The sequence below is a fragment of the Thioalkalivibrio nitratireducens DSM 14787 genome (assembly GCF_000321415.2).
Lineage (GTDB): Bacteria > Pseudomonadota > Gammaproteobacteria > Ectothiorhodospirales > Ectothiorhodospiraceae > Thioalkalivibrio > Thioalkalivibrio nitratireducens.
Map to the genome: position 1 here is coordinate 1,448,489 of NC_019902.2, position 21,923 is coordinate 1,470,411.

Annotated in this window: 22 protein-coding genes and 2 CRISPR repeat arrays (1 of these 24 cut by a window edge); of the genes, 18 read left to right on the plus strand and 4 right to left on the minus strand. The window is 66.0% G+C overall.

Annotated features, from left to right (window positions below; genetic code table 11):
• Positions 1-117 precede the first annotated feature (117 nt).
• The 13 genes from TVNIR_RS19720 (at position 118) to csx16 (ending at position 13,892) form a co-directional block, all read left to right on the plus strand.
• A complete protein-coding gene (locus TVNIR_RS19720; protein ID WP_157092215.1) occupies positions 118-642 on the plus strand; it encodes a hypothetical protein in 525 nt (174 codons plus the stop codon).
• 78 nt (positions 643-720) lie between these two features.
• Positions 721-1,005 (plus strand): CRISPR-associated endonuclease Cas2, encoded by a 285-nt coding sequence (cas2, locus tag TVNIR_RS06900; RefSeq protein ID WP_006747387.1) that lies wholly within the window; start codon positions 721-723, stop codon positions 1,003-1,005.
• Between the two features lie 86 nt (positions 1,006-1,091).
• Complete coding sequence (locus tag TVNIR_RS06905) at positions 1,092-1,946, plus strand: CRISPR-associated endonuclease Cas1 (protein WP_083499390.1); 855 nt, start codon at positions 1,092-1,094, stop codon at positions 1,944-1,946.
• Positions 1,912-2,316, plus strand: coding sequence for a CRISPR-associated endonuclease Cas2 (gene cas2, locus TVNIR_RS21020; RefSeq protein ID WP_006747389.1), 405 nt, complete (start codon positions 1,912-1,914; stop codon positions 2,314-2,316). Before TVNIR_RS06905 ends, cas2 (TVNIR_RS21020) begins: the two co-directional genes overlap by 35 nt.
• Before the next feature lie 255 nt (positions 2,317-2,571).
• Positions 2,572-3,690, plus strand: a complete 1,119-nt coding sequence (gene csm6, locus TVNIR_RS06915) for a CRISPR-associated ring nuclease Csm6 (RefSeq protein WP_043740341.1) — start codon at positions 2,572-2,574, stop codon at positions 3,688-3,690.
• Positions 3,691-3,872: 182 nt separating this feature from the next.
• Complete coding sequence (cmr1, locus tag TVNIR_RS06920) at positions 3,873-5,129, plus strand: type III-B CRISPR module RAMP protein Cmr1 (protein ID WP_015258278.1); 1,257 nt, start codon at positions 3,873-3,875, stop codon at positions 5,127-5,129.
• Positions 5,129-7,003: a type III-B CRISPR-associated protein Cas10/Cmr2 gene (gene cas10, locus TVNIR_RS06925; RefSeq protein ID WP_015258279.1), complete on the plus strand. Its 1,875-nt coding sequence runs from the start codon at positions 5,129-5,131 to the stop codon at positions 7,001-7,003. Before cmr1 ends, cas10 begins: the two co-directional genes overlap by 1 nt.
• 74 nt (positions 7,004-7,077) lie before the next feature.
• Complete coding sequence (locus TVNIR_RS06930; RefSeq protein WP_237251766.1) at positions 7,078-8,334, plus strand: type III-B CRISPR module-associated protein Cmr3; 1,257 nt, start codon at positions 7,078-7,080, stop codon at positions 8,332-8,334.
• 31 nt (positions 8,335-8,365) lie between these two features.
• The gene (cmr4, locus tag TVNIR_RS06935; RefSeq protein ID WP_015258281.1) at positions 8,366-9,247 is read left to right on the plus strand and encodes a type III-B CRISPR module RAMP protein Cmr4; all 882 of its coding nucleotides are present in this window, start codon (positions 8,366-8,368) and stop codon (positions 9,245-9,247) included.
• Positions 9,244-9,675 (plus strand): type III-B CRISPR module-associated protein Cmr5, encoded by a 432-nt coding sequence (gene cmr5, locus TVNIR_RS06940; RefSeq protein WP_015258282.1) that lies wholly within the window; start codon positions 9,244-9,246, stop codon positions 9,673-9,675. Before cmr4 ends, cmr5 begins: the two co-directional genes overlap by 4 nt.
• Complete coding sequence (locus TVNIR_RS06945) at positions 9,672-10,832, plus strand: RAMP superfamily CRISPR-associated protein (protein WP_015258283.1); 1,161 nt, start codon at positions 9,672-9,674, stop codon at positions 10,830-10,832. The genes cmr5 and TVNIR_RS06945 overlap by 4 nt, the downstream gene beginning before the upstream one ends.
• Before the next feature lie 161 nt (positions 10,833-10,993).
• Entirely contained in the window at positions 10,994-12,199 is a 1,206-nt protein-coding gene (locus tag TVNIR_RS06950; protein WP_015258284.1) for a Card1-like endonuclease domain-containing protein, read from the plus strand.
• A 181-nt stretch (positions 12,200-12,380) separates the two neighbouring features.
• Positions 12,381-13,892, plus strand: coding sequence for a CRISPR-associated protein Csx16 (gene csx16 / locus TVNIR_RS06960; RefSeq protein ID WP_015258286.1), 1,512 nt, complete (start codon positions 12,381-12,383; stop codon positions 13,890-13,892).
• 93 nt (positions 13,893-13,985) lie between these two features.
• Here csx16 and TVNIR_RS06965 read toward each other — a convergent pair whose 3' ends face one another.
• Positions 13,986-14,363 (minus strand): PIN domain-containing protein, encoded by a 378-nt coding sequence (locus TVNIR_RS06965; protein WP_043739484.1) that lies wholly within the window; start codon positions 14,361-14,363, stop codon positions 13,986-13,988.
• A 13-nt stretch (positions 14,364-14,376) separates the two neighbouring features.
• Here TVNIR_RS06965 and cas6 point away from each other — a divergent pair, with 13 nt between their 5' ends.
• The 5 genes from cas6 (at position 14,377) to cas2 (TVNIR_RS06990) (ending at position 17,829) form a co-directional block, all read left to right on the plus strand.
• The gene (cas6, locus tag TVNIR_RS06970; RefSeq protein ID WP_015258288.1) at positions 14,377-15,333 is read left to right on the plus strand and encodes a CRISPR system precrRNA processing endoribonuclease RAMP protein Cas6; all 957 of its coding nucleotides are present in this window, start codon (positions 14,377-14,379) and stop codon (positions 15,331-15,333) included.
• Between the two features lie 87 nt (positions 15,334-15,420).
• The gene (locus tag TVNIR_RS06975) at positions 15,421-15,705 is read left to right on the plus strand and encodes a CRISPR-associated endonuclease Cas2 (RefSeq protein ID WP_006747401.1); all 285 of its coding nucleotides are present in this window, start codon (positions 15,421-15,423) and stop codon (positions 15,703-15,705) included.
• Positions 15,706-15,710: 5 nt separating this feature from the next.
• Positions 15,711-16,700, plus strand: coding sequence for a CRISPR-associated endonuclease Cas1 (gene cas1 / locus TVNIR_RS06980; RefSeq protein ID WP_015258290.1), 990 nt, complete (start codon positions 15,711-15,713; stop codon positions 16,698-16,700).
• Positions 16,697-17,509 (plus strand): CRISPR-associated endonuclease Cas1, encoded by an 813-nt coding sequence (locus tag TVNIR_RS06985; protein WP_083499391.1) that lies wholly within the window; start codon positions 16,697-16,699, stop codon positions 17,507-17,509. Before cas1 ends, TVNIR_RS06985 begins: the two co-directional genes overlap by 4 nt.
• Positions 17,500-17,829, plus strand: a complete 330-nt coding sequence (cas2, locus tag TVNIR_RS06990; protein WP_015258292.1) for a CRISPR-associated endonuclease Cas2 — start codon at positions 17,500-17,502, stop codon at positions 17,827-17,829. The genes TVNIR_RS06985 and cas2 (TVNIR_RS06990) overlap by 10 nt, the downstream gene beginning before the upstream one ends.
• 122 nt (positions 17,830-17,951) lie before the next feature.
• A CRISPR array of direct repeats spans positions 17,952-18,974; the repeat unit is 37 nt; unit sequence GTCAGAACGACTTCCCTGATGAAGAAGGGATTAAGAC.
• Between the two features lie 116 nt (positions 18,975-19,090).
• On the opposite strand, the gene tnpC is transcribed toward cas2 (TVNIR_RS06990), so the two are convergent.
• The 3 genes from tnpC to TVNIR_RS20585 form a co-directional block, all read right to left on the minus strand.
• Complete coding sequence (gene tnpC / locus TVNIR_RS06995) at positions 19,091-20,527, minus strand: IS66 family transposase (RefSeq protein ID WP_335338122.1); 1,437 nt, start codon at positions 20,525-20,527, stop codon at positions 19,091-19,093.
• Positions 20,528-20,680: 153 nt separating this feature from the next.
• Positions 20,681-20,869 (minus strand): hypothetical protein, encoded by a 189-nt coding sequence (locus TVNIR_RS20580; protein WP_237251768.1) that lies wholly within the window; start codon positions 20,867-20,869, stop codon positions 20,681-20,683.
• A gap of 26 nt (positions 20,870-20,895) precedes the next feature.
• Entirely contained in the window at positions 20,896-21,321 is a 426-nt protein-coding gene (locus tag TVNIR_RS20585) for a hypothetical protein (RefSeq protein ID WP_237251769.1), read from the minus strand.
• A 155-nt stretch (positions 21,322-21,476) separates the two neighbouring features.
• Positions 21,477-21,923: a CRISPR direct-repeat array (repeat unit 37 nt; unit sequence GTCAGAACGACTTCCCTGATGAAGAAGGGATTAAGAC); it runs 640 nt beyond the window's last position.

The following is a 21,923-nucleotide window of genomic DNA, read 5'->3' on the forward strand; positions in this document are numbered from 1 at the left end:
CAGGTTCGCCGGCGCGCTCAACGTGCGCTTGATCTGGCTCTGCTCCCACATGCCCGGCACGGTACCCGGCCGGCAGGCGTTTGTCCAGCACTAGATGTGGGTATAGGGCAGACCTAGGTGGCCCTGACGATCACCAGCTCGAGCCGGACTACGGATACCTGGAGCCCGACTACGCGCACGTGGAAGAGGAAGCGGGGGCCGGAACCATCGGAGCTCGAGGCGGACGAGTCGTACTGGGAACAGCAGGATCTTGGTAGAGCGGGGGAGACCGCTCCGGACGCTAACCCCAGGCCCGCGCCAACCCAGGAACCCGCCCGCGACCCGGGCGGCCGGCGCGAGGCAATCGTGCAGTGGCTGGCAGAATCGCGGGTGTCGCGGCCGCTGCGCAACGGGGATGGGTTCTATGTGCTCCGGGGCAAGTACGGTCGCCTGACCGATGGTGCTGTGGTCGAGATGCTCGCGTGGCTGGGCGAAGAAGGGATCGTGGCCGGCACCCTCGTGGGTGGCTACAGCGTGGCGTACACGCCTCCCGGCGGCCCGTATCTGGAGAAGCTCACCTTCTTCCGTATCATCGAGCGGGTACCGTTCAGCCGCCTCGCGCCGAGCCAGCCGGCAGTGGCTGATCCGGATCTGCCGTTCTGAACTTCGGCCAGAGACTAACGGACACGGCCTCGGCCTTTCCGGCGGCGGCCCCGGGCCGAATCCGCAGTTGGCACGAGAATGACCCGTAGACGCCTGTATCTTGCAGCCTACGATGTGAGCGACCCGGGGCGTCTGAGGCAGGCCCACCGGGTGCTCCGGGACTATGCCACGGGTGGCCAGAAGTCAGTGTTCGAGTGTTTTCTTACCGACACTGAGTGCGAGGAACTGCTACGCCGGGTGCGGGCCGTGATCGACGAGCAAACGGACCGCTTCTTCGTTCTGAACCTGGATCGGCGAGCACCCGTGCGCACCCTGGGAATCGGTGCGCCACCAGTCGACCCACCCGTCTTCTTTATCACGTGACCCTTGTGACGATTACTTGCTACGCCGAACTCCGACAAGGTTGCGAGGCCTACGATTCCGTTCGACGGGATGGTTTCATCACTGTCATGGATGCGAACCCTCCCAGGGAGTTGCGTGGGCTGCCCCCCGCTTGCGAGGCACAGCCGCCGCGGCCGCTGATTCTGGATCCGAAAACGCCCGGCCTCCGGGTGGAGCTGGATGGACCGGCGCTGCGTGTGGTGGGCGAAGGGCAGTCAGATCGCTACTTCCCGTTGCGACGGGTATCCCGAATCGTTGCTGATGCCTCGGTGGAATTCTCCACCGAGGCCATTCTGGCCTGCGCGGTGAGGGGCATCACCATCGTGCTGCATGACCCCTCTGGGGAGGCCATCGCACGTGTGGTCGGCCATGCCGGCCAGCGCTCGGAACTGCGCCAGCGGGTGATCGATCTCCTGGCACAGCCAGAGTGGCGCCCTCGCTACCAGGTATGGCTGGAGCGTACCGAACAGCGAATCGCTGCCATGGTAGTGAAGCATCTGGGTGCCCCGCGCGAACTCGCACTCGATCCCCAACGCCTGCGGCAATGGATCGGTCAGACGGGGACGTTCTTCGTGGGTGATTCGACCGAAGAGGCCACCCGAAGCCGATTCCGCGAACTTGCCACTGCATGGATGGCTGACCATTTGCAGAACTTGGGTTTTGGTGCCGACAGCGAAGGCTGGCAGTCCGGAGAATTCGATCTAGGCGCGGACCTATCGCGCCTGTTCGCGCTGCGAGTGGAGCCCTACCGGTTGGAATGGCTACAGCGCCGCCACATCTGGACCGTGGCGACCCGCCGCGAGGCACGGCCCGTTCGCCCCGAGATGCCGGCGTTGATCTGGCAACAGGCGGAACCGGCTGTTTCTCGGGCTGGCAGGGCTCTCACGCATGCGTTGCATCGGTGGTTGGTGCCCCTTGGCTGAGCGCTGGCCACGGCGGTGGAAAGCGCGGCGAAGCCGCACCGGTGGAGGGCGTCGAGGCGCGGACTCCTCGAGTCTGCAGCGGGGCTATCTCCTCTGCTACGACATTGCCGATCCCGTGCGTCTGCGCCGCGTGCATAGGGTGGTAAAGGAACATGGCCTGCGCATTCAGTACTCGGTGTACCTGCTTGAGGTCAACGGGTCCGGGCTTGACCGGATTCTCTCGGAGCTATCCAGCCACATTCATTCCGTCAAGGACGATGTGCGTGTGTACCCAATCCCGCGCCGGTGCCGGGCTCAGGTGCTCGGCCGGCGCATCTTCGATATCGGCGTGACGCTTGCCGGCACTCAGCTTCCCGGCGGATTCACGTAGTACGAAATTGGCCGGAAGGGAGCCATGGGAGCCCGTGCCATGTGATGGCCGCCGGAGCTGCGCCGGATTGCCGCAAGTGAGAAGCAATGGAGGGGGGGCGACGGCAGCGGTAAGCTTGCGGGGTTGGCCTTTCGGGTAGAGGACGGGCAATCTTGGCTGCGGGTGGAGCGAGGAAGCAGCGGACTCGGGCAGCCACGGAGTTGCAGGGACGCGGCGCTCCACCCACCACGATGACCGATGCGAAGGGATCTGCTGATGGAACCGGAAGAATTCTCGCGGCGCGTGCTGCTGGCCGTAACGGGCCTGTCGCCGCAGGTGGTGACGGAAACGCTTTATGGCCTTGCGCGCCAGCGGCGCGATCGCGTTCCCACGGAAGTGCACGTGATCACCACCGAAGAAGGGGCCGAGCGCGCGCGGCTGGCTTTGCTGAGCCGCGAGCCCGGATGGTTTCGCCGACTGTGCGAAGACCTGGAGTTGACGGGCCTGCGTTTCGGCAACGATTCCATCCATGTGCTGCGCGACGCCAGCGGTACCCCGCTGGCCGATATCCGAACGCCCGAGGACAACGAGCGTGCCGCGGATTTCATTACCGAGAAGGTACGGGAGTTCACCGCAGACCCGGAAAGCGCGCTGCATGTGTCGATCGCCGGCGGGCGCAAGACCATGGGCTACTACGCCGGCTATGCGCTTTCGCTGTTCGGTCGACCGCAGGACCGGTTGTCGCACGTGCTGGTCAGCGAGCCGTTCGAATCGAGCTGGGATTTCTTTTACCCGACGCCCTACAGCCGGGTGATTACCACCCGCAACGACAAACTCGCGGACACGGCGGATGCCAGCGTCACGTTGGCCGAAATCCCGTTCGTGAGTCTGCGCGATGGCCTGCCGACCCGCTTGGTCGAGGGCGGCGCGCAGCTGAGCGAGACGGTGGCTGCCGCGCGCCGCGCGCTGGAGCCGCCGGAACTGGTGATCGACCTGGCCGGCCGCTGTCTCGAGGCCAGCGGCGAGCGGCTGCCGATGGCTCCGGCGGATCTTGCGTTCTACGCGCTGTTCGCGCGCAAGCGCCAAGTCAGCGGCCATGCGCTGCGCCGCAGCGACCCGGAACTCTCGGGGCCCTTCCTGGCGGAATACCAGCGCATCGTCGGTCCGATGTCGGGCGATCTGGAGCGAGCGGAAGAGGCTTTGCAGAACGGGATGGATGCCGACTATTTCGACCAGCGAAAGGCCCGTACCAACGCCACGCTCAGGCAGCACCTCGGCCCCCAGCTCGCACGCCTGTACGCGATTCACGCCGACGGCAAACGCGACGGCCGCTTCAGCCTGCGGCTGGAACCGGAAGCGATTCGGTTCGACGCGGTGCAAGACCCCGGGAAGTAGCGGAGTGGCGCTGGATGGGGCAGATGCCTGGCGCGCACCGCCGCCTGGTTCGACGAACTCGGCGTGGCCCACGAACGGTGCAGTGTACGGCCACGCCGGGAGCGATTCCCCCCGAGGTACCTGCTTGACTCACGTCGACACGTTCAGGGCGCACCTTCCAGATCCAGGATGGAGACAAAACAATGCGTAAACCCACACACGAGAACGACCCGGAGCAATTGGCCCGGAACTGGCGCGACGCACGCGGCGCTGCGCCGAGCAATGAACGAGTATTCGTCAGCCGGACGATCACACCGTTGTACGGGGGCGGTGTCGAGGCGGGGCAGGTGGATGACGAGCTGCCGATCCGCCCCAGCGGACTGCGCGGTCAGTGGCGGTTCTGGTGGCGTTTGCTGAACCGGCAAGGGCGCAGCCCCGCCGAGCTCTTCGCTGTTGAAAGGGCGCTCTGGGGCGGCATCGGCGCGAAGGCGGCCAGCGCCAGCCAGGTGTCCGTACGCGTATCCGACGTCTCGAACGCGCAGTTGCTACCGGCCTTCGAGTTCAAGAAGAAGCATGATGGCAAGCATGGGGGTGTTCCCGACCCCGCCGGAGGCGTGAGTGCCTATGCGCTTTTTCCGGCGCAGGGGAAGCTCGCCCCGGGCGGGCACGCCATCGAAGAGCGCCCGAGGGAGGTCGCGAAACCGGGGCTGGGGTTCCGGTTGCGGATCGCCTGCGGGGACGAACAGTGGCCCGGGGTCCAGCAGGCGTTGCGCTGGTGGGCCAGCTTCGGAGGGGTGGGCGCGCGGACCCGGCGCGGTCTGGGCGCGGTGCGGGTCGATGGTCTGGAGCCCGTGACCGTGGACGAGGTCGCGGCGGCGGGTGGCCGGCTGGTGCTGGGCAAGCGGGGCGGCGATGCGGCGAGTGCCTGGAACGCGGCGGTCGATTGTCTTCGAGAATTCCGTCAGGGCCTCGGCGTGGGGCGTCGAGGCAGCAATCCGAAAGACCCGGGCCGCAGCTATTGGCCCGAGGCCGATGCGATCCGGCAGCTGGCGAACACGCATTCCGCCGGTCATGCGCCAGAGCACCCGGTGGTGGGATGCTATCCGCGCGCCGCGTTCGGGTTGCCGATCGTGTTTCAATTCAAGGATAAGGGCGAGCCGCCGGATTCGACGTTGGAACCCGACGGCGACTTCGACCGCATGGCCAGCCCGCTGATCCTGCGCCCTTACTGGGATGGCGAGGGCTACCGGCCCGCCGCGTTGTTGCTTCCCGGCTGGGAGCAGGCGCTGCGCGGCAGGCTCAAGTTGCGGTTCGAAACCAGTGGCCATCAAAGGCTGGCGACCTGGCCCGTCGATACCCGGGAACAGGCCGAGACCGCGGAGCGTATTCACCCGATGCAGGGTCACGGCGACGATCCGCTGACCGCCTTTCTGGCGTTCTTTCGCAAGGGGGTGAGTTGATGCCCCGGTATCTCGTCACGGTCTCGCTCGGTCCCGTGCAAGGCCTGATCGGAGCTGCGCGCCGGACGCGCGATCTCTGGTGCGGCTCCTGGCTGCTGTCGGAGGCTGCGCGGGCCGCTGCGCGGGCGCTGCATCGGGCACACCCCGGCTGTCTGATCTTCCCGGCACCCGTCGATCCCGAACGGGATCTGGAACCGCTCGATGCCCCCGGCGACGAGGCGAACATCGCCAACGTGCTGCGTGCCGAGGTCGCGTTCGCCGGCGCCACGGCGGGCGTGGCCGCCGATAAGGCGCGGCTGCGGGCGCTCTGTGCCGAGGCCCGAGACGCCGCCGTTCAGCGCCTGGTCGAACTGGGAGTGACCGCGCGGGCCAAGGTGCGCAACGCTGGCCCACTTCGGGACGACGTTTGGCAGGCACAGATTCGGGACGTGCTGGAAGTATTCGCGGCTTGGGTGCCCGGGGACACCGGCGCCGCGAAGGACTATGCCCAGATGAATCAGCGCCTGGGTGCGGTGTTCGCCGCACGCAAGGCCACCCGCGATTTCGGGCCGAGCCGGCTCGAGGAGAAAGGCGCCGGTTTGCCGAAGTGCTCGCTGGACGGCGGCTTCGAGACGGTGCTGCCCGAGCCGCCCGCGCCGGCACTGGTACGGCGATTGGCGCTGTCACGTGGCGAGCAGCTCGATGCGCTCGGCGTGATCAAGCGCCTGGCCGGGGATCCGGAACAGTTCACGGCCTACGCGCGGATCGCGGCCGATCCATGGCTCCGGCAGTTGACCGGCGACCAATTGCAACGCCTGCGGGCCACGTACGAACCGCTGGTTGCTGCAGGTCTGGCGACGCGGGTGCGCGGCAACGCCGGCTGCTACGGTGATTTCCCGTTCGACGCGCAATTGCTCTACGGCTTCCGGTTGCGCAATGCGCTCGCGCAGGAGGCCCAGGAGCCGGCAGAACGGGAAGCCTTGCTGCTACTTCGCCGGGAACTTGCGGCGATCGGCCGGGCGGTCGGGCGCGCAGGCCGCCGCTGCGGCGAACCGGTGCCCTATGCCGCGATTCTCCAGGCCGATGGCGACCGGATGGGAAAACTGCTGGCACGGGCACAGAGCCCGGAGCAGTCGCGGCAGGTCTCCCGAGCGCTGCACGGTTTCGCTTCCGAGGTGCGCGGCCTGGTGCGCGAACACCATGGGCATGCGATCTACTCGGGCGGGGACGACGTGCTGGCGCTGGTGCCGCTCGAGAGTGCCGTCGCCTGTGCCCAGATGCTGGCCGATCGTTTTTCCGCAGCGCTAGGGCCGGTTGCGGAAGCCCTGGGGCTGCCCGCTGGCGAGCGACCGACGCTGTCGGTGGGGTTGGGCGTCGGCCACCTGATGGAGCCTTTGGGCAGCCTGCGCGCCCGCGCGCTGCGGGCCGAGCAACTGGCCAAGGGGGATGCCTTGGGCGCTGAGGACCAGCGCAACGCCCTGGGGATCGTGCTGGGCATTCGTTCGGGTGGAGAGATCGAGTGGCGTGCGCGATGGAATGACTCGGCGGCGTTACGCGAACTCCAGGATTTCACCGCAGACTATCGCGCTGCGCGCCTGCCGTCGCGCGTTGCCTACGACCTGCGGGCGATCGACCGACGGCTGTGCTGGCTGCCGCTCGCGGCCAGTGACGCAAGCCCCGAGGACCGGGCGATGGCCCGGGGCATGCGTGCAGCAGAGGTCCAGCGGATGCTGGATCGGGCGCGCAGGGCCGGTGGGGCCGAGAAAATCTCGCCCGAGCTTCAGGATCGAATCGCGCTTCGGGCCGGCGTGGTGCCGCTAGCGCAGTTGGCCGACACCCTGATCGTTGCCCGATGGCTCGCTGCCCGCACCCGGGCCGATGTGGAGACACGCTGATGGCGAAGAAACACAGAAAAGGTCCGCCTCGCTACTCGCGGAAGCCGCAGGCAAAACCGGCGCAGGCCGCCGGAATGCGTCAAAGCGCTGTGCCGCAATCCGGGGGGGCTGGCGCAGCGGCTGATGTTGTCGGCGCGGCCAGGCCCAGCCGCACGCTGAGCCTGACGCCGCTGGCACCGATCATCGTACGCTCGGGCCGGCCCTTCGACGGCTGGACCGGGGTCGACCCGGCCCGGTTTCCGCCGCCCTCGACCTTGGCGGGTTGCCTGCGAACGGCTTGGGCGCGCGCCCAGGGCGTAGGGTTTCCGCTGGCACCGGACGCCGAATCCGCGGCTGCTTCCGCCGCTCGTCTGACCGGGCTTGCGCTGGCGGGGCCGCTGCTGCTGCGTGGATCCACTGTGCTCCTGCCCAAGCCGGCGGACGCGCTCTACTTCGGGCATGGCCGGCAGGCGCGTTGCGTTCGGGCCGAGCCGCGGCCGTTCGACACGGGTTGCGGCGCGGACCTGCCCGAGGGTCTGTTGCCGGTGCAACTGTCGCGTCCGGTGGAAGGCAAGCCGGGACCGGGGCCGAGTTGGTGGGCATGGCAGGACTGGCTCGATTTCCGGCGTGGCGAGGAAGGGGAGGTTACGCATGCCGAACTGCAGCAGCGCGGCTGGTCGCCGCCAGCCGGGGACCGGCGCACCCATGTCGCGATCGATCGGGACCGCCAGGCCGCGGTGGAAGGCCGGCTGTTCCAGACCGAAGGCCTGGAATTCGCGTCGGATCCGAGCGACGCCGCCGCAGGTACATTCGGCGACGAACCGCTGCGCCTGCTCGCGCGCTGTGCCGAGCCGCTCGGCGCGGCACTGGTGACGTTGGGCGGCGAGCGCCGGCTGGCGGCCATGACGCCGGAGCCGGAGAGTGCCTGGCCGCAACCCCCGGACGGCTGGTTCGAGGACATCGTGCGGGCAGGGGGTCTCAGCCTCACACTGGTCACGCCGGCAGTGTTCGCCGCCGGGTATCTCCCGGGATGGCTGGATGCGGATCGCGCGCCTCCGGACAGCGTGTTCGACGCAACCAGCCCGCCGAGGCCCCGCTTGCATCTGCGCGCCGCTACCGTGGACCGCTGGCAGCCGCACTCCGGATGGGATCTGGCCCGGCAGCAGCCGCGGCCCACGCGCAAGCTGGTGCCGGCTGGCGCGACCTATTGGTTCGCACTGGCAGGCGATGCCGAGCCCGAGGCCCTGCGCGGGTTGTGGCTCGCCAGCGTTTGTGACGACGAGCAAGACCGGCGCGATGGCTTCGGTCTGGCGCTGCCGGCACCCTGGACCCCGGTCGCGGATTCGAACTGACGGAACAACCGAATACAAGGACACCATCACCATGCAACCGCGAATCTTTCATCTCCATGCTCTGTCCGCGCTGCATTGCGGCGTGGGGCAAGCCGCCGACGTGGTCGACCTGCCGATCGCGCGTGCTCGCGCCACCCACCTGCCGATCGTGCCTGGCTCCTCGCTGCGCGGTGTGCTGCGCGCCCAGATGGAGGGCGACCCACAGCGTGAGCCGGATGTGCCGGCGTTGTTCGGGCCTCGCGAGATCGGTGGGGCGGCCGACGCCTTTGCCGGCGCCCTCGCGGTAGGGGACGCCCACTTGCTGCTGCTGCCGGTGCGGTCGCTGGCCGGCATCGTCTGTTACGCCACTTCCCCCTTCATCCTGCGCCGTTATCGGCAGGACCTGATCCGCGCCGGGCAGGCGGCGCCACCGCTTCCGAACGAGCCCAGGGAGGGGCAGGCACGGGTCGTCCCCGACTCCGTGAATCGGCAGGATGGGGTGTTGTTCCTTGAAGACCTCGACCTTCCGGCGCAGGAGGATCCGGCACTGCGTGCCTGGGCTGCCTGGATCGGGCAGGCCGTGCATCCGGACGATGCCGACGCGCAGACGGACCTCGTCACCCGCTTCGCGCTGCTTCCCGACAACATCATGCACTACCTCGCCGAGACCGCGACCGAGATTCGTACCCGGATCGCGATCGATCCCGCTACCGGAACCGTGAAACGCGGCGCGCTGTGGTACGAGGAGAACCTGCCCGCGGAATCGGTGCTCTGGGGTGTGCAGGCGCTGTCCCGCTCGAACCGGCAAGGCGACGATCGCGATGCCGGGGCGCTGGCCGCCTGCCTGCCGGATGAGGAATTGCTCCAGTTGGGCGGCAAGGCTGGCGTCGGGCGCGGGCTGGTGCGTCTGTTGCGGCGGGAGGTGTCGGCGTGAGTGCGGGGAACCCACGGTCGCTGGACCTGCGCAGCCATCGCGTCGCCCGCGCCGCCTATGCGCGTGTGGAAGCCCGGAAGGCCGATGAACAGCGCAAGAAATACGGGGCGCTGGTGCACAAGCTGCCGGGGATGATTCTGCAGAACGGACTGGCTCAAACCACCGGCTTCCTGCTCGCGAAGGCGCAAAAAGAACCACATGCTTACGCGGTGCTGGAAGATTTGGTGGACGTCTTGACCCGCAGCGGATCTTCGACGATTCAAGGGGGTGCAACCGGTCTGCATCAGCGCGTGATCGCCGCCGACCTGAACGAGACGTTGCTGCTGACCCGCCGCGCGCTGGAGGCGGCTGGTTGGATGAAGCGCTACGTGCAAGGCGTGCTGCGGATCGATGCTACCGGCACGGCCGAAGGAGACGATGCGGCATGATCGCCCTGATACGCTCGGCGCTGCGCGAGCCGTTCCGGAATGCACGCAATGCCCATCCCGGGCTGCTGTTGCAGCGCGGCTACCCGGAGCACGAATCCGGCGCTACCGCGACAAAAACGGAGTATGTGGAACGGATCTGCCGAATCCCCGCGGGCGAGCTGTACCGGCGAGCTTATGAACGCTGGCAGCGCTGCACTGCGGATCCGCAGCGCTTCGCAGGTACCATCCTGCGGCTGGACAGCCGTCTTTTCATCGGCCTGTCGGCGGGCGGCATGCTGGAGACCGGCTGTGCGATCCACCACAGCTACGGCGTGCCCTATATCCCCGGTTCCAGCATCAAGGGGGTCGTGTCCGGTTTCGCCCGCGCTCAAGCGGGGTTCAGCCCCGCGGCCTGCAACGAACTCTTTGGTGCCGCGGCACAGGCGGGATCGCCAAATCCGGACGGACTCTCCGGCGTGATCGGATTCCACGATGCCTGGTGGGTACCGGACTCCGCAACGACACCCCTGGTGCAGGAAGTCGTGACCAGTCATCACCTCGAGTATTACGGTAGCGAGGGTGGCAGCGACGCGACCGATCTGGATAGCCCCGTTCCGAATGCCCAGGTCGCGGTCCGGGGCAGCTTCCTGTTCGTGATTGAAGGACCGGGGGCGGCCTGGCTCGATCTGGCGCGGGACATGCTGCAGGCGGCGCTTCAAGAGCATGGAATCGGTGCCAAGACGCGGGCGGGCTACGGCTACTTTTCCGAGGACACCGAACGTGCAGCCGGCTACCAACGTGTGCTGCAGGATCTTCGGGAGAGCGAAGCGCGTGAGCACGAAAGGCAGCAGAGGGAGCAGCAGGATGCCGAAATTCGGGCCGCGTTCGACGCGCTATCGGATGAGGGGAAGGCGCTTTATCGCACGGAGGAAAAGCTGACTGGCCATCTTGCCCTCAGCGAAGCGGAACGGCGCATGCAGCGTTCGGTACTCGTGGCGGCCCTCAACCAGCTGACGGACGCCGCCAAACCGTGGCCACCGGCGGATCGACGACGCGCTGCCGAGCTGCTGGAGCGTGCCTACGATGCGATCGGCTGGTTCGACCCGGGCAAGGACAAGAAAAAGCGCGAGAAACAGGAAGCCAAGCGGCGCGCCGCGATTCAGGATCTGCGCGGCTGAGATGCCGGCGGCCGATCGCTTCGCTTTTCGCAGTGGCATTCGAACGCTGCGGCAACCTTGGCCAGCGGGTGCACTGTGCGCGTAGTGGATGGAGCGGTGAGGGCCGTGGACGCGCGGCCCTGGACGGACATGAACGGCGGTTGTCGGGACAGGGAGGATTGATGGAAATCCAGGTTGCGATCGTTTCCGATCAGGTGCTTGCCAATCTGATTCCGGCGCTGATGGACCGCCCGGAGCGGGTGGTGCTCGTGTGTTCGGAATCCATGCGCCAGCGAGAGCAGGGCAAACGGCAGAAATCGGTTCTCGGAAGGCACGACGTGTCGGCGCATGTTTGGAATCGCGATATCCCAGAAGGGCCTCTGGATGCGATTCGCAGATTCGCCTGGGATCTGGCCGAGGCGCTGCAGGACCAGCATCCGGAGGCAGCGATCACGCTCAATGCCACCGGCGGCACCAAGCTGATGATGCTCGGGATGGTCGAGGCGTTCCGTAACGTCTCGAAGCGCATCATCTACACGAACACCGCGCAGGCTCGGCTGGAAGTGGTGCACGACGAATCCTCGGACGAGAACCCCCCGCCGATGCCGATGGCCGATGTCCTCGATGTGCAGCAGTATCTGGCGGCGCAGGGATTTCGCCTGCAGACAACGGATGATCAGGAGCCGTCTTGGGCGGCGGGTGCCGAGGCACGGAAGCCTGCGACCAAGTTTCTCGGGCGTAACGCCTCGAAGCTCGAAGAATTGATCGGGGTTCTCAACGCGCTGGCCGCCAGCGTGTTTCTCCCGGATCAGCGTCGCGACTCCGCGGATGCAATGCGGGACGCGCATCCGGTGCAGCACTTTCGCCGTAGCCCGCGGGGGATCTGGCGCGACGCCCTGCAGCAGCTTTGCACGGTCGGGCTATTGCGCTGGGATGGCGACTGCGAAATCGAGTTCCTCAACCGGGAGGCCGTCCGTTTCGTCAACGGCGGCTGGCTGGAAGAATATGCGTGGCACATCGTGCGCGATGCCGGGGTGGCCGATTGTCGGGCCGGCGTACGCGGAGTCTGGGACGGCGCCGAGCAGGCGCGCAACGAGTTCGACGTGATGGCCTGCCACCGCAACCAGCTCCTGTTCATCGAATGCAAGACGCTCAAGTTCGACTCCGGACAGAACGACAACGAAATCGCCTACAAGGTCGAGAGCCTGGGCCGCGACACCCGCGGACTGTTCGGCCAGACCTGGCTGGTGACTGCGCGCACTCCCAGCGATGTGTTACGGGATCGCGCCCGGCAGGCCCGATTCGAGGTCATCGGCCCGTCGGAGCTGCCGAAACTGCAGCAACGGGTCAAGCAATGGATGGGGCATTTGCAAGGGAGTTGCGCGTGATGGGAATCCTCATGCTCGGGTTCCGGTTCCTTCGCCGGGCAGCGATCGGCCAGCCCTCGCCGGACGATGTCGGGTTCCCGTATGCCGATGGGGATCCGACCACCGGGCCGAGCGGTGGCTGGATACGGGTGGCGGCAAGGCCGGTGTCCGGGGCGCCGCGCCCTGCGCCCGGGAGCGAAGCATGACGCGTCGGCTGGTTTCGTTCCTTGGGACGGGTGACTACACACCCACCCGATACGCATGGCCGGAGTTCGGAAGCCTCGAGACCGCGTACGTCGCCGAGGCGCTCGCGGTACTCGGCAACGTCGATGAGGTGTCGCTACTCGCCACGGACGACGCATGGCGGCGGCATGGGGAGACTCTCGAGCGTTCCCTGGGCGCGTATGGTAAAGCGGTCTGCCGAAGATCCCTCCCGGACGGTCGCACCGAGGAGGATCTCTGGGAGCAGTTTCGGGTGTTGCGCGACGTTTGTGCAATGCGGGCGGACGATGCCCTCTTGTTGGATATTACCCATGGCTTTCGCACCCAGCCGTTCTTTGCCGGCGCGGTCTTGTCGGTCTTGCGCGCCTCGGGCCAGCAGGGGCCCGACATCCGCCTGCTGTACGGCGAATACCGAAAGGATGAGCCGGAATCCCCTGTCTGGGACATGACCCTGTTCCTGGAACTGCTCGACTGGTCGCAGGCGTTGGGCTTGTTCCTGCAGACCGGTGTTGCGGATCCCGTCGTCGCGCTATCACGCCGGCAGGAGGGGCGCCAGCGCGCGCGTCAGCTGGCGGCCGGCAAGCGCGATTGGCCGAGGTTCGGCAAGCTGGCCACGGCCTTGAAGGCATTCGCGGACGACCTCGCGGCCGTTCGGGTGGCCAGCCTGATTACGGGCTACGAGCAGGACACGAGGAGGAAGGGCAAGGCGCGGGGCACTGCGGACCAACTCATGGCCGCGGTGGATCAGATGCGGGCGGAGGTCGATCGCAACCTTCCGCCGTTGTCGGGGATCCTCGACCAGATCGTCGAACTGGCTCGCCCACTTGCTGCGCCCAGGCTAGCGTCGGAGCAGGGGCAGCAGGCGATGACCGCGCTGGCACGGCAGTACTTGGCGTTCGGCCGCCTCCCGGAAGCGGTCGCAGTGGTCCGCGAGGCTGCGGTGTGCCGATACGCGGGCGACCCATCGGCTGTCGAGGTCAATTCCCCGAGCTTCTCGCAGGCGGCTCGCCTCGAGCTGGATACCAGTTGGACCAAGGCGGACCCGGACGCGAAGTCCATTGCTGAGGTCCGCAACGACATCGAACACTGTGGGTTTCGAACGCAGCCATTGTCGGCCGAAGTACTGAAGGAGAGTGTCACCCGGCTGGTGCAACAGACAAAGGATGCCGGCGATGCCCCGTCAAAGCCAGGGCACGAAGGACGCACCTACTTTGTGACACGGCACCCGGGCGCCGCGGAATGGGCCGAGCAGGAGAGCATTCCCGTCGATGAGTTTGTGCACCATCTGGACACCGCCCGGATACAGTGGGGGGATACCGTGATCGGAACGTTACCGGTCCAACTGATCGCCCAGGTCTGCGAGCGCGGCGGCCGCTACCACCATCTGACATTGGATCTTCCTGCCGAATTCCGCGGGCGCGAACTCACGGCGGACGAGCTCCGCGCCTGCCGCGCCCGACTGGAAACGTTCACCGCGCGGTGCGTGGATTAACGGGGGCCGCGAGCCGGCTGGCATGTTGCACGTCGATCCCCGCCAACACACCGGTTTCGGGACGGCGCGGCCCATGCCCGAAGGCGTCGCGTGTCAGCTGGCCAGCAACAGCCGCTCCCAGCATTCCCTTGGTGAGACGATCGGCATGCCTTCCAGATCCTTCAGGACCAGCAACAGCTGGTCGCCAGTGACGAACCGTTCCGCTTCGGCTGCCAGCGCGGAGCCGACGATTGGCCGGTCATCCGGATCTCCGATCGAAGGGAAAGCTTCGGTGCCATCGGGAACGATCCTCTGCCGCCGCAGTACCTCAAGGGAAAATTCCAAACTTGCCGGAGTTGCGCCGAACTTGGACTGCGCGATGCGCAGGTACTCCCGGACCACCGACTCCCCGATCAATGTCTCGTATCGGCTGCGGAGCAGTCGTGCCAGCGGAACCACGGCAAGGCGAGCAGCGCCGAACCCGGAAAACACGAAAGGATGCGCGATGACACCGAGTGCTGAACCCCATCTTCCTCTCGCCCGCTACCGCCTGCACTTTCGCGCCGGCGGCGAGGTTCGGCTTCCTTACTTTGCCGGCTCGACCTGGCGCGGTGCGCTGGGCCATGCGCTGAAGCGTCTGGTCTGCGTCACCCAGTTGCCGCGCTGCGCAGCCTGTGCGCTGGTGCAGGTCTGTGCGCATGCCTACCTGTTCGAGACCCCGCCACCCCAGAACGCGGAGAAGATGCGCAAGTACCCTTCGGTGCCGCATCCGTTCGTGCTGAATCCAGCGGTCGGGGTGGAACGGGTGGGCTTGGGCGAGTCGTATGTCCTCGATCTGACCCTGATCGGGCACGGCAATCGTCACCTGCCGTACCTGCTGCACGCGTTCGAGCGTGCCGGGCTGGCGGGCATCGGCAAGGGCCGCACGCGCATGGAACTGGAGGGCGCGGAACGGGAAGTCCGGCCGGGCGCGGACACCTGGCAACGCGTCTACGAGCCCGGGCAGCCGGTCGAACTCCTTCCGGTAGACGCTTTGCCGATCCCGCCGTCGACCGGTGACCGGCTGAGGGTCGAGTTCCGGACACCCTTGCGCCTGCGCCGGGAGGGCCGGCCGGTGCGGCCGGACACCTTCCGCTTCTCGGACCTGTTCTCCAGTCTGCTGCGCCGAGTGTCGATGCTCACCTATTTTCATGCCGACCATCCGCTGGAGACCGATTTCGCGGGCCTGACGACCGCGGCGCGGGCGGTGCCGCTGCTGGATTCCCAGCTCACATGGCGCAGCTGGAACCGGTTCTCGTCGCGGCAGAAAACGGAAGTGGCGATGGATGGCCTGCTCGGCACGATCGAACTCCCGACCGAGCGGATCGCGCCGTTCTGGCCCTATCTGTGGCTGGGGCAGTTCATGCATGCCGGTGCCGGCACCAGCATGGGGCAGGGCCGCCTGCAGCACATCCCGTCCTGATCCGTTCGTTCTTCCGCAAGCTTGCCGGCCGCGCTCTGTGGCCGCCGCCGCGCGATACTGGCGCTCAGTCAGCAACGCGGGGCTGCCATGAGCGAGCGCGACTTCTTCCTTGCCGCTTACGATGTTTCCCGGCCGAGCCGTCTCGCGGCGGCGCTGAAGCTGGTGCGCGCGTACGCGACTGGTGGCCAGAAATCCGTGCACGAGGTGTTCCTGACCCCGGCCGAGCGCGGCGATCTGCTGCACGACATGGCGATGATCCTCGACGAGGAGGAAGACCGGTTTCTGCTGCTGCGCCTGGATCCGCGAGCGCGGGTGTACACCCTCGGCAAAGCCCAGGCACCCTCCGACCCCGATCTCTTCTATCTCGGCTGACCGCGATGGCAACTCTGTTTCTGGACCGCGCGCAACTGGAACTGCGTACCGACGGCAACGTCCTGGCGGTGTACGAGGGCGGCCGGCGCCGGGGCACCGTGCCCCTGAGTCTGCTCGAGCGCGTGGTGGTGCAGGGGCGCCAGACCCGGTTCGAATCGGGTGTGCTGCTCAAGCTCGCCGAGTCGGGCACCGCCACCGTGTTCATGGGCGCAAGAAGCAGCCGCCAGGTTGCGCTGATGCTCGGGCCTCGGCACAACGATGCGGCGGTGCGCATCGCCCAGACCCTGCGCATCCGCGACGCGGACTACTGCGCCCGCTGGGCCCGCGACCTGGTGGCTGCGAAGCTGCGCCGCCAGTACAGGTTGCTGATCCAATGCGAACGGCAGCGCCCGGATGCGCGCAAGGCGCTGTTCGATGCGCGCGAGACGCTGGCCCGCATTCGTGCCCAGCTCACCGACGGTAGCTGCGACATCGGCCGGCTGCGCGGCCTGGAAGGTGCGGCGGCGAGAGCCTATTTCGCCGGCCTCGGAGCGGTGTTTCCGCCCGCGGTGGGTTTCCGCGGTCGTAACCGGCGGCCTCCGCGCGACCCGGTGAACGCCTGCCTGTCGCTGGGCTACACGCTGCTGCATTTCGATGCGGTGCGCGCGGCCCATGCCGCCGGGCTCGACCCGCTGATCGGGTTTTACCACCGCCCGAGCTTCGGCCGAGAGTCGCTCGCCAGTGACTTGATCGAGCCGCTTCGTCCCGTGGTCGACGCGTGGGTCTGGGAGCTTTTCCGAGCCGAAGTGCTCCGCGCGCACGACTTCAGCCGGGACCACGAAGCCTGTTTGCTGAACAAGGCCGGTCGGGCGCGCTTCTACGGCCGCTGGGAGCCCTTCGCGCGCACGCACCGGCGCTGGCTGCGCCTGCGCTGCGGGCAACTGGCGCGGGATTTCCGGAAGCAGGGAGAGACGTTTCTGGATCCGGACGGGGACGACGAGGCGGGCGAGACATGAGAACTGCGACCTGCGGCCAGCCGCCCCGGCGGATGCCTGCGCGGCGCTCGGAAGTCCCGCCCAAGCCCTTGTATCTGCTGGACGGCGAATCGCGGGAAATCGGTGTCCGGGGCGAAAGCCTGCGCATTGTCGCGTCGCATCGAGCCGTCCGCGTGCTGCCGCTACGGCGCGTGCAACGCATCGTGTGCGGGGACAAGACCCGCTGGGATGGCGGCGCGCTGTGTGCCTGCCTCGCACGGGGCATTCCCGTGACCTGGGTCGACTCCCGCGGCGCGGCGGCTGGCAACGCCTTCCCCAGCCAGATGGTGACCGGGCCGATTCACGATGCGCTGCTCCTGTATGTGCAGTTGCCGAGCTGGCGTCGGCGCTACCGCAACTGGCTGCGCAGCCGCCGCATGAACGTGCTCGCGCACTGGGCGGCCAGCGTCGGCCCCGGGCTGCGGGTTCCGGTTCGCCTGTTCAACGATCTCAAGCGGCAGTTCGTATACCAGGGCAGGCTTGCCGATCATTTCGTGCCGGAGGCCCGGGCCTGGTGCGCCAGCGTGACCGTTCAGCGCCTGCTGGCCGAGGGCGTCGATATCCAGTACTGGGGGTTCGACGGCACCTCGATGGATCTCGCGGACGACATCGCCGGCCTGTTCTGGGCCGACCTCAACCTGCACTGTGGCACCCTGGCCGAGCAGGTCGAAACGGGGGCCGCGTCGCTGCTGTTCTTCGAGAACTGGGCGCAGCGAAACCAGAACCGACTGCTGCAGCATCTCGGCGACTTGAAGCGCCACCTGCGCACGGAGCTTGGATCGTGGCACTGAACGCACCGCGCGCGTGGCTGATCTGCTACGACATCGCCGACCCGCGGCGGCTGATCCGGCTGCATCGCTTCCTGAAGCGGTTTGCCCAGCCGGTGCAATACTCGGTGTTCTACTACGAGGGCAGCAGCGCCCAGCTCGCGCGCTGTTTGCACGACATCGCGGGTCGCATCGACCACCGCGAAGACGACGTGCGGGCCTATCCGATTCCGAACCCCGCCCAGGTCGACACGCTCGGCCGCGGCGCGCTTCCGGACGGCGCGTTGCTCCAGTCCCACGAAAACCCGGGCCTGGTAACCTTGCTGCAGGCGCTGGCCGAGTGAGCTAAGATTGCCCGGAACGTGCCCGAATCGCCGTCAAGAAATGCATCAGTCTGCCACCGCCCGCGAACCCCGCGAACCCCCTCTGCAAGCGGTTGTTCTAAAAGGTGTTTTCAGGCCATGCAGTCAGAACGACTTCCCTGATGAAGAAGGGATTAAGACGCCGCCGCCGCTCTTGATGCCGCGCATGTACTGGTCAGAACGACTTCCCTGATGAAGAAGGGATTAAGACTGGTTCAGTATGTCGAGGTATCGCATGTCGTTCGTCAGAACGACTTCCCTGATGAAGAAGGGATTAAGACCCCGGATCGTCCGGGCGAGCAGTAGCTGGGTGTGGTCAGAACGACTTCCCTGATGAAGAAGGGATTAAGACGAATCGGTGCTCCGCACTTTTCGCACTCGCCGCGTCAGAACGACTTCCCTGATGAAGAAGGGATTAAGACGTGTGGGTAGTTAGTCATGCTGCTTCTCCTTCGTCAGAACGACTTCCCTGATGAAGAAGGGATTAAGACGATCTCGGCGTCGATGGCTTCCTGGCGGGCCTGTCAGAACGACTTCCCTGATGAAGAAGGGATTAAGACGATCGTGACTCGCGTGATGACGCAGCCCTTCTTGGTCAGAACGACTTCCCTGATGAAGAAGGGATTAAGACGGTCAAGCCGCGTCGTGTTCAGCACGGTGTAGGGTCAGAACGACTTCCCTGATGAAGAAGGGATTAAGACGGGTGTCACCCACTGGCCCCGCCATTGAACAGACCGTCAGAACGACTTCCCTGATGAAGAAGGGATTAAGACCGTGAGTTGAAAACATGATGATCCTGGCGATCCGTCAGAACGACTTCCCTGATGAAGAAGGGATTAAGACGGCGATCGGCTTTCCGGACCGCCTCAGCCAGCGTCAGAACGACTTCCCTGATGAAGAAGGGATTAAGACAGCAGGAACGCCGCAAACTGCTCTTTACCGGCATGTCAGAACGACTTCCCTGATGAAGAAGGGATTAAGACAGATCGATGAAGGTCGGCTTGGGTTCGCGTTCGAGGTCAGAACGACTTCCCTGATGAAGAAGGGATTAAGACTTTTTCTTTGAACTTGGCTTGTCTGGTAGCCCCGTGTCAGAACGACTTCCCTGATGAAGAAGGGATTAAGACGGCTGGCCGCGTCCATGGCATCCATGTCACGGCGTCAGAACGACTTCCCTGATGAAGAGTATGCGTTCACTCCCCCAGGCTTGAGTGCTGGTATTACAACCGCATGCGGCGAAAGGTCATGGTGCCGGGGCGGGTTCAGGCAGAACGGGGGCCGGCTCGCCTTTGCGCCGCTGCTGGACCACCTGAGCCAGGTAGGGCCAGGGCGAGACCCCGCGCTTGCGGCAGGTTTCGATCACGCTGACGAGGAGCGCGAAGGCCAAAGAACCCTGCTCGGTCCGGGTGCCCTGGCTGATGCGACGGCTGATCACCCAGTGCCGCAAGGCCTGTTCGGCCCAATTGTTCGTGATGGGCAACCGCGGAAACTCCAGAACGGCCCAGATCGCCTCCCAGTCATGGGTGAACTCGCGCGCCAGTTGCCGCGTCTTTTCGTGCGCACAGTCCCAGTGATCCACGCATAGGTCGTTGAAGGCGTCGAGCTTGCCGCGGTTTTTCTGGTACAGATCGGCCGGAGGCTGTGGTCCTTCCCGGGCCTGGTAGACTTGCTGGAGCAGGTCCTCGAACAGGGCCAGGGTGGCGGCACCAAACGGTCGCGCCAGTGGGTCGAGGCTCTGGTCCAGCCCATGGGCCTTGCGGATGAGATGCGCCAGGCAGCGCAAGCGGCGATCGTAATCGCGATAGGCCCAGAAGCCATCGCTCATCAACCAGCCAACGAACGCTTCGCCCAGGATCTTGTGCAGCATCCTGCGGGAACGCCTGCCGATGGCAAACAGGGTGGCGGTGGTGCAGGTAAAGACCCACAGCCACAAGAGCTGGTTTCCCTCTTTCCAGCCGGTTTCGTCGACATGCAGCAGTTCGGCCTCGCGAATCAACGGCACGATATCGCGCTCGATCACCGGCGCGACCGCGCGACCGGCTTCGTGCAGGCATTGGTGGATCGCCGCGATGCTCAGGGATACGCCCAGCCAATCGGCCAGAAACTCCTGGACACCCCGGCGCGAAACGCGCTGGCGCAGCGACAAGGCGCAGATCAGCGCCACCAGCATCGGACCGGCCAGGTGCCATTCGGTCAGTTCGACCTGCCAATCCGTATTCTCTGCACAGCGTCCCGGTTCCGCATGCGTCCAATGGCCGCAGGAACATTGCCGTTGCAGATAGACGTGCTTGGTGTGACGGACTTCAAGGCCTGGGGAACCCGAAGTGGGGCGACCACATCGAGTGCATAGCGACCATTGTAGCCCTTGGTCGGAGCATCCGCGGGAAAGGGCGTGCCGCAGCATCGGCAGCGATCGGGGCTGTGCAGGATCTCCTCCTGCACCGGCAACGTGACCAGACGGCCGCAACCGGGGTGCGCCGGGGGCGCTTGCCGGGTTTTGCCGGCGGGCGCCTTGTTCTTGTCGGAGGCGGGCGTGGTCGCCGCAGATGACGGGGGTTCTGACGCGGGCGCCGTCGGATCTTCGGTTGGGTCCTCCGTCTCTGCTGCGCTGGCGGCTTCCCAAGGGGCTGGCTGCTCGATGGCCGGGAACTGTTGGCCGGGTTTTGCCCCAGGCGATCATGCGCCTCTTTCAAATCCACCAGCAGATTCACCGCAAGCACGCGCAGCGCGGCTTCGCTCAGGGCCGCGATGAACGCCTCGTCGATCTGCCGAAGATCGTGTGGGCTCAGGCGCATCCTCCGCGACCCACCTCAATCCTCGGCCTCAACCGCCATCAGGGCCGAGAGCACCGCCAGGCGCTCCGCCGCGGGCATGGCCCGGTAGCGCTCGCCCAGCTCGCGGCCTTGCGCTTGATCCGTTGCCGGTCGGTGAAGTTCTTGCCCGCATAGCGCGGCCAATGCACCCGATCGGGCGTGAAGTTGAACCAGAGTTTCTCGGTGCGCACCCGACCCTGGATCATCACCTGCACTTCCAGGCTCCGCCAACCCGTCAGATGCTCGTCGTACAGCGCCGAGGGGTAGCCCGACAGGATGACCGAACAGGGAGCGACTGGAGCAGCGCAAGCAGCTCGAGATGGTCGGCCTCCTGGTATTCAAATCGATAGCGCCGCCGCGAGGTGCGGGTGGCATGCAGATACGGCGGATCACTGTAGACCAATTCCCGGCCCTGGAAATCGAACCCGGCCAGAAACGCATGCGCGCAGGCGTTCACCTTCTCGATCGGATAGGGGCCCGCAAACTCCCGCAGTGCTTGCGGGTCCAGGTCGATGCCAATATTGCGCAACGCCGCCGGCTTGCGCTGCATGATCGCCCCACCACCGAGATGGGTTTCGATGTAGGTGTCGTGCGGCGGCATCAAGGCAATGATCGATTGGCACAACCCGACCGTCGCCTTCGAACCGAAATAGCCGCCCATCGCACGCCTCCCATCCCCGTGATCATGGAGACCACCATAGCCGCGACGCGCTATACCGTCAAGTCATCGCAGCTTTCTCCAGGGGGGGCTGAACGGATACGATGAAGAAGGGATTAAGACCTTCATCAGAATGGCGCCTCGTCGTCATCGGTGGGGTCAGAACGACTTCCCTGATGAAGAAGGGATTAAGACTGCCCTGACGGACGCTGTTGAGGTTCTGCAGGTCAGAACGACTTCCCTGATGAAGAAGGGATTAAGACGCGTTCGGCATCCACGCCGTGACCAGGACATCGGTCAGAACGACTTCCCTGATGAAGAAGGGATTAAGACATGGACTTGGTCTCTCCTGTACTGAGCGTGGTGTGTCAGAACGACTTCCCTGATGAAGAAGGGATTAAGACCGCCGGTCACCGCTTCGTCCACGCGGTCGGCCTGTCAGAACGACTTCCCTGATGAAGAAGGGATTAAGACCATCGGCCGGGAACACGGTGGCCCGCAAGGTTTGGTCAGAACGACTTCCCTGATGAAGAAGGGATTAAGACAGCTCACCGTGGCAAAGGCATCGAAATGCCGGAGTCAGAACGACTTCCCTGATGAAGAAG

Excerpts from the sequence above, each read along its gene's own strand:
- TVNIR_RS20585 (WP_237251769.1), bottom strand. The coding sequence starts at position 21,321 with ATGGGCGGCTATTTCGGTTCGAAGGCGACGGTCGGGTTGTGCCAATCG.
- cas10 (WP_015258279.1), top strand. The coding sequence starts at position 5,129 with ATGCCCCGGTATCTCGTCACGGTCTCGCTCGGTCCCGTGCAAGGCCTG.
- cas2 (WP_006747387.1), top strand. The coding sequence starts at position 721 with ATGACCCGTAGACGCCTGTATCTTGCAGCCTACGATGTGAGCGACCCG.
- TVNIR_RS06975 (WP_006747401.1), top strand. The coding sequence starts at position 15,421 with ATGAGCGAGCGCGACTTCTTCCTTGCCGCTTACGATGTTTCCCGGCCG.
- TVNIR_RS06950 (WP_015258284.1), top strand. The coding sequence starts at position 10,994 with ATGGAAATCCAGGTTGCGATCGTTTCCGATCAGGTGCTTGCCAATCTG.
- csx16 (WP_015258286.1), top strand. The coding sequence starts at position 12,381 with ATGACGCGTCGGCTGGTTTCGTTCCTTGGGACGGGTGACTACACACCC.
- csm6 (WP_043740341.1), top strand. The coding sequence starts at position 2,572 with ATGGAACCGGAAGAATTCTCGCGGCGCGTGCTGCTGGCCGTAACGGGC.
- TVNIR_RS06985 (WP_083499391.1), top strand. The coding sequence starts at position 16,697 with ATGAGAACTGCGACCTGCGGCCAGCCGCCCCGGCGGATGCCTGCGCGG.
- TVNIR_RS06905 (WP_083499390.1), top strand. The coding sequence starts at position 1,092 with ATGGATGCGAACCCTCCCAGGGAGTTGCGTGGGCTGCCCCCCGCTTGC.
- cas1 (WP_015258290.1), top strand. The coding sequence starts at position 15,711 with ATGGCAACTCTGTTTCTGGACCGCGCGCAACTGGAACTGCGTACCGAC.
- cmr4 (WP_015258281.1), top strand. The coding sequence starts at position 8,366 with ATGCAACCGCGAATCTTTCATCTCCATGCTCTGTCCGCGCTGCATTGC.
- tnpC (WP_335338122.1), bottom strand. The coding sequence starts at position 20,527 with ATGATCGCCTGGGGCAAAACCCGGCCAACAGTTCCCGGCCATCGAGCA.
- TVNIR_RS06945 (WP_015258283.1), top strand. The coding sequence starts at position 9,672 with ATGATCGCCCTGATACGCTCGGCGCTGCGCGAGCCGTTCCGGAATGCA.
- TVNIR_RS06930 (WP_237251766.1), top strand. The coding sequence starts at position 7,078 with ATGCGTCAAAGCGCTGTGCCGCAATCCGGGGGGGCTGGCGCAGCGGCT.
- cas6 (WP_015258288.1), top strand. The coding sequence starts at position 14,377 with ATGACACCGAGTGCTGAACCCCATCTTCCTCTCGCCCGCTACCGCCTG.
- cmr1 (WP_015258278.1), top strand. The coding sequence starts at position 3,873 with ATGCGTAAACCCACACACGAGAACGACCCGGAGCAATTGGCCCGGAAC.
- cas2 (WP_006747389.1), top strand. The coding sequence starts at position 1,912 with ATGCGTTGCATCGGTGGTTGGTGCCCCTTGGCTGAGCGCTGGCCACGG.